Annotated in this window: 4 protein-coding genes and 1 other annotated feature; of the genes, 1 reads left to right on the top strand and 3 read right to left on the bottom strand. The window is 33.5% G+C overall.

Going from position 1 to position 5971, the window contains the following annotated elements; genetic code table 11:
- Positions 1-29: 29 nt before the first annotated feature.
- Positions 30-659, top strand: a complete 630-nt coding sequence (locus ACT8VG_RS06485; RefSeq protein ID WP_444195443.1) for an MATE family efflux transporter — start codon at positions 30-32, stop codon at positions 657-659.
- Positions 660-690: 31 nt separating this feature from the next.
- On the opposite strand, the gene ACT8VG_RS06480 is transcribed toward ACT8VG_RS06485, so the two are convergent.
- The 3 genes from ACT8VG_RS06480 to ACT8VG_RS06470 form a co-directional block, all read right to left on the bottom strand.
- Positions 691-1071: a YkvA family protein gene (locus tag ACT8VG_RS06480; RefSeq protein ID WP_444195442.1), complete on the bottom strand. Its 381-nt coding sequence runs from the start codon at positions 1069-1071 to the stop codon at positions 691-693.
- Between the two features lie 266 nt (positions 1072-1337).
- Complete coding sequence (leuS, locus tag ACT8VG_RS06475; RefSeq protein ID WP_187012627.1) at positions 1338-3734, bottom strand: leucine--tRNA ligase; 2397 nt, start codon at positions 3732-3734, stop codon at positions 1338-1340.
- A 42-nt stretch (positions 3735-3776) separates the two neighbouring features.
- Positions 3777-3976: a binding site (T-box leader), on the bottom strand.
- Between the two features lie 46 nt (positions 3977-4022).
- The gene (locus ACT8VG_RS06470) at positions 4023-5807 is read right to left on the bottom strand and encodes an ABC transporter ATP-binding protein/permease (protein WP_187012626.1); all 1785 of its coding nucleotides are present in this window, start codon (positions 5805-5807) and stop codon (positions 4023-4025) included.
- Positions 5808-5971: the final 164 nt, after the last annotated feature.

Here is a 5971-nt window from a genome sequence, read left to right as displayed (position 1 = left end):
TCTAGATATTTTTTCAGTTAGGTTGACCTATTGCCTTCGATAACCTCATTTTTTCTATTTGTGTTATTATGTTTCAGTCTGTAGTCTATGGTTTTGGATTCTTATTTATTGCAGGATTTACTGCCACAAATAAGTTATATGGTTTATTAGAAGTAGCCGCTATTTCATTTGGTTATGCCATTACAACATTTAATAGCCAGAACCTAGGTGCTAAGCAGTATGAACGTATTAAAAAAGGTGTCGCACAGGCAGCCTTCTTATCATTCTGTACTTCAGTGATTATTGGTGTCTCAATGGTTTTATTTGGTAAGCATATCTTATTACTCTTTATTTCAGGTACACCTGATCAGATTAATAAGGTACTTACTATTTCTTATAAGTATCTCTTCATTATGGCAGTATGTCTACCAATTCTCTATATGCTGCATTCATATAGAAGTGCCTTGCAGGGAATGGAAAATACATTTATACCAATGGTATCAGGCATTGTGGAACTCGTTATTCGTGTAGGTGTTGCCCTCATCTTCCCTATATTTTTAGGTCAGAATGGTATTTATCTTGCAGAAGTACTCGCATGGACAGGTGCAGCAGTACTGCTTTATATATCATATAAAATAAAAATACATGCATTATTAAAAGGCAATAGTGAGATGGCTTAGTCATCCTCTATTGCCTTTTGTTTAATAAAATCTAAATTACTTTTCCGTTCATCTGACGCCATCTTTTATATTCCTCAACATCAGATTTCACCAATTTCCAGCATATTGTAACAACAGCAGCATCGTCTAAATATCCGACACCTAGAATACCATCTGGAATAATATCAGCTGGAGATAAGACATAAATCAATGCACTAATTATTGCGATAACTGTACCAATAGGAACATCTGTATATTCCTTTTTTATATAATTTCTAACAAGTGAAATCATTATCGGTAAAACAGCTAGTTTATCTCCAAGTGCAGGTATTGTTTTAAGTTTCTTTTCTAATCGTTGTAAAAAACGTTCTAATTCATCAACATCATCTAATAATGTTTTAGCCTTACCATATCCTTTCTTTAATTCTCTCAACGCAGATTTGTCATCAAAATTTTTTTCCATATTCATTTACCTCTTTATATTTCTGTTATAAATCTCAGAAACAATTAAGTCTTTTAATTCTTCATCCGTTAAAACATTGTAACTTTTTCCTTCAAATGTCATCTTTCTCAAATGATATTTCATTTCCATACTTTATCGCTCCCTTGATATTATCATATCATATCCTCTCTTACTATCATGAAGAAATCGTCCATTAATCCAAAAAAAAGACATCTCCTAAGAGATGCCTTAACGAATTATTTAACTACAATATTTACAATCTTGTTAGGAACATAAATGATCTTCTTAATTTCTTTACCATCAGTATGTGCCTTAACATTTTCAAGTTCTAATGCCTGCTGTTTAACAGATTCAGCTTCCTGATCCTTATTAATAGATAAACGTCCACGTACTTTACCATTTACCTGTACTGCAATTTCAATTGTAGATACAACAAGCTTGTCTTCTTCATATGTTGGCCATGCTTCATAAGCAATTGTTCCTTCATGACCAAGTTTTTCCCACATTTCTTCACAGATATGAGGCGCAATACATGAAAGCATCTTAACGATACCTTCTGCATATGGCTTATAAACTGCTTTAGCCTTATATGCTTCATTGATGAAGATCATCATCTGTGAGATAGCTGTATTAAAGCCAAGGTTTTCATAGTCTTCAGTCACTTTCTTAACTGTTGAGTGATATACGAAGTCTAATGAACCATCATTTATATCAGTTAACTTATCAGATTCAACAAATAATCTATAAACACGTTCTAGCCATTTCTTTGAACCTTCTACACCTGTTTCACTCCAAGGTTTAGATGCTTCAAGAGGACCCATAAACATTTCATATAAACGTAATGTATCTGCACCATATGCTTCTACAATATCATCTGGATTAATAACATTACCCTTTGACTTAGACATCTTCACACCATTTGGACCAAGAATCATACCCTGATGGTATAGCTTCTTGAATGGTTCTTTAACTGGTACGATACCCTTGTCATATAAATAGTTATTCCACATACGTGAATATAATAAGTGTCCTACTGCATGTTCAGGTCCACCAACATATAAGTCAACTGGCATCCAGTGCTTTAATAATTCTGGATCTGCAATAGCCTTATCGTTATGTGGATCAATATATCTTAAGAAGTACCAAGAAGATCCTGCAGAACCAGGCATTGTACTTGTTTCTCTCTTACCCTTCTTACCATCTACTTCTACATTAACCCAGTCAACAGCCTTATCCAATGGAGAAGAACCAGTCTTTGATGGACTATAATCTTCAAGTTCAGGTAAGATAAGTGGTAACTGATCATCACTTAATGCAACAGATGAGCCATCATCAAAGTTAATGATTGGAATTGGTTCACCCCAATATCTCTGTCTTGCAAAGATCCATTCTCTTAAACGATAGTTAACATGCTTAGAACCACAATGATGTTCTTCTAACCAGTCTAACATCTTATCGATTGCTTCCTGTTTATCTAAACCATTTAAGAAGTCAGAGTTAATATGTACACCATCTTGTGTCCATGCTTCCTTAGTAACATCTCCACCTTCTAATACTGGAATAATATCGATACCAAACTTCTTTGCGAAAGCATAGTCACGATCATCATGTGCAGGAACAGCCATGATAGCACCTGTTCCATAACCAGCTAATACATAGTCAGAAATCCAGATTGGAATCTTCTTACCATTTACTGGGTTGATTGCATAAGCACCAATGAAGACACCTGTCTTTTCTTTATTTAATTCAGTTCTTTCAAGTTCTGACTTAGTTGCACATACATCTAAGTAAGCTTTTACTTCATCCTTCTTATCAGGAGTCGTAATCTTTTCTACTAATTCATGTTCTGGTGCTAATACACAATAAGTAGCTCCAAATAATGTATCACAACGTGTTGTGAATACTGTGAATTTATCATCATAACCATCTACCTTAAAATCAACATGAGCACCGATTGATTTACCAATCCAGTTTCTCTGAATTTCTTTAGTAGATTCTGGCCAATCAACTTCTTCTAATCCTGCAAGTAATCTTTCAGCATATTTAGGAATATCAATAACCCACTGTTTCATATTCTTACGAATAACAGGGAATCCACCACGTTCACTCTTACCATCGATGATTTCATCGTTCGCAAGTACTGTACCTAATTCTTCACACCAGTTAACAGGAATATCTACATATCTAGCTAAACCATCTTCATATAGCTGTTTGAAAATCCACTGAGTCCATTTATAGAAGCTAGGATCACAAGTAGATACCTGCTTATCCCAGTCAAATGAGAAACCTAACATCTTTAACTGTTTAGTGAAAGTCTGAATATTCTTTAATGTAAATCCTTCAGGGTGGTTACCTGTCTTGATTGCATACTGTTCAGCAGGTAAACCAAATGAGTCAAATCCCATTGGGTGTAATACGTTATATCCCTGCATTCTCTTCATTCTTGACATGATGTCAGTTGCTGTATATCCTTCTGGATGTCCAACATGAAGACCTTGTCCTGATGGATAAGGGAACATGTCTAAGGCATAGTATTTAGGCTTTGAGAAATCATAAACATCTGTTTCGAATGTCTTATTCTCTTCCCAGTATTTCTGCCATTTCTTTTCTGCTATTTTATGATCATAAGCCATAATTTTGTCTCCTCCACTTTTAAAATAAAAAAAGTCCTCATGTCTAAGGACGAGAACTCGCGGTACCACCTTAGTTCATGAAGACTGATTCATGCGCTTAATGCTTTAACGCAGCAATACGTGATCTGCTTATCACAGACCCATCTCCCTAGCGAGTTCAATGGATAACTTTACTTATTCACACCAGCCATAAGTTCTCTTAAAAAGTATGACCATCTACTACTCTAGTTCCTTGACTTTTATATACTTACACACCTTATCATAATTTCCCATTATTTGCAAGAAGTATCATCTCATTTTAAGTATGCGGGATGGATTGAGCTTGATAATATAAAGAATACTAAATAGCGTAGAGAAACAAACTAATAAGAAAGAACCAATCCACAATATCAACATAATAAGAGGCTGGAAAGTGATATGCATAGGAAAGTCTGTAATCTGTGGGATGATTTGATTCATTATCTTCATAATACCAAGTAATATGAGTGAAGCTGTCACATAGCTATAAGAATGGAGAATCAAACATTGACAGAAAGACATCTTAAAAATATGTTTTTTCTTTTCACCATAGGCCTTCATGATGGCATGATCCTTCTTTAAATGCATCGCATGAAGAATCATGATTTCCATTATCATAAATATAGAAGAAAGTATTGTGAGAATAGAGAATAACACTAGAACCATCTGAATTCTATTCATATTCTGATTAAAAGTTTTTTGAGTTGATTCCCCCATTGCTTTAAACTCATATTCAGGATAATTCTTTTTTAAAGAATCTATAATGGATTTATCTTCCTTATATTTCAACATACCATATCTTGCAGTCGGTCTTTGATTAAAGATGGACTCTATCCAATGATAATTGGCATATTCATACATATAGAAGGCATCATAATTATAGGTTTGTGGAGAAATACCAACTATCTTTACTTCTTTTCCCTTTATCTTTAATTGATGCTTATAATAGATTGTCCAAGTTGTATTAAGTAATGTATTGACCTTATTCTTTTGTGCAAGTTTTCTTGCAGTAGAGAGAGGAACCGCAATTTCATCATTATTTTGTGGAGCTCTACCATATATATAATGAGTGGTATAGGACGAGTCGTCTGATATAAATAATACGTCATTCTTTTGATAACGTTGACTATTATGAGAGATTCCCATGAGATCATAATCATCAAGATTTAAATAATGATAGGATGCTTCATTGAAATGGGTTAAAGATAAAGGATCATCATTACGTAATTTATAAGTAATTGACTTCTGTGGAATCAATGAAGAAAGATATTGATAAATAGTATTACGAAAAGAGAATGTAAATGTAAATGTCATCATCAAACATAATAATGCGATAGATAGAGAAAATGACATCTGAAAAAATCTTTTACGACTACTTAAGAATGATTGGATAGTTAATTTAAGTATAGGAAAATGTCGTGGCTTATTATTGGTATGGTTCTCTCGAGGATAACTTTCTGTCTTTTTAATAAGTGTATCCTTTATAATACATCCATCCTTCATCTCTATAATACGATCACTATATTGTTTTACTAATACTTCATCATGGGATACAAATAATACAAGAGAAGAATGAGAACGCTGCTTCAATATCTTTAATACTCTCTCTGCATTATCTGGATCAAGTGAAGCTGTTGGTTCATCACATAGAACAATATCTGGATCATAATAAAGTGCACGCTCTATCGCTGCTCGTTGTCTTTGTCCTAAGGAAAGATCATTAACTGAAGTATTCTTAAATTGTTTAGTCAATGTTTCATCCAGTATGTAGGATGATTTATGAAAGTAATCATATAAACGTATATTATTATTAATAGAAAGCCAAGGTATAAGATGAAAATCCTGAAAAATGATAGAAACTTTCTTATTCTTTTCATATATCACTTCTCCTGAGTAATCATGATCAAGTCCAGCAATAATATGAAGTAAAGTACTTTTTCCACATCCACTTGGCCCAACAAGTGATACAAATCCTGTATCAGGAAGAGTACAAGTAATGTTTTCTAAGACATGTTCATGTAGATAACGCTTGTTGATTGATTTAAGTTGAATCATATTATTCCTCCCTGAGTAATGAGACTATACTTTCTTTCTTAATACGAATAAACGGTGCAGATGCAGAAAGTATGAGTATAAGAAGATAGAGAAAATAGAAAATAATATAGAAATAATAAGGAGATGCAAGACAGGTAAAATGGAAATAACTCTTAAAGGATGTG

The organism is Catenibacterium sp. (assembly GCF_052354645.1).
Lineage (GTDB): Bacteria > Bacillota_I > Bacilli_A > Erysipelotrichales > Coprobacillaceae > Catenibacterium > Catenibacterium mitsuoka_A.
Note: the sequence above shows the minus strand (reverse complement) of the source record. Positions and strands in the feature narration are given on the sequence as shown.

Coding starts and splice junctions, on each gene's coding strand:
- leuS (WP_187012627.1), bottom strand. CDS start 3,734: ATGGCTTATGATCATAAAATAGCAGAAAAGAAATGGCAGAAATACTGG.
- ACT8VG_RS06470 (WP_187012626.1), bottom strand. CDS start 5,807: ATGATTCAACTTAAATCAATCAACAAGCGTTATCTACATGAACATGTC.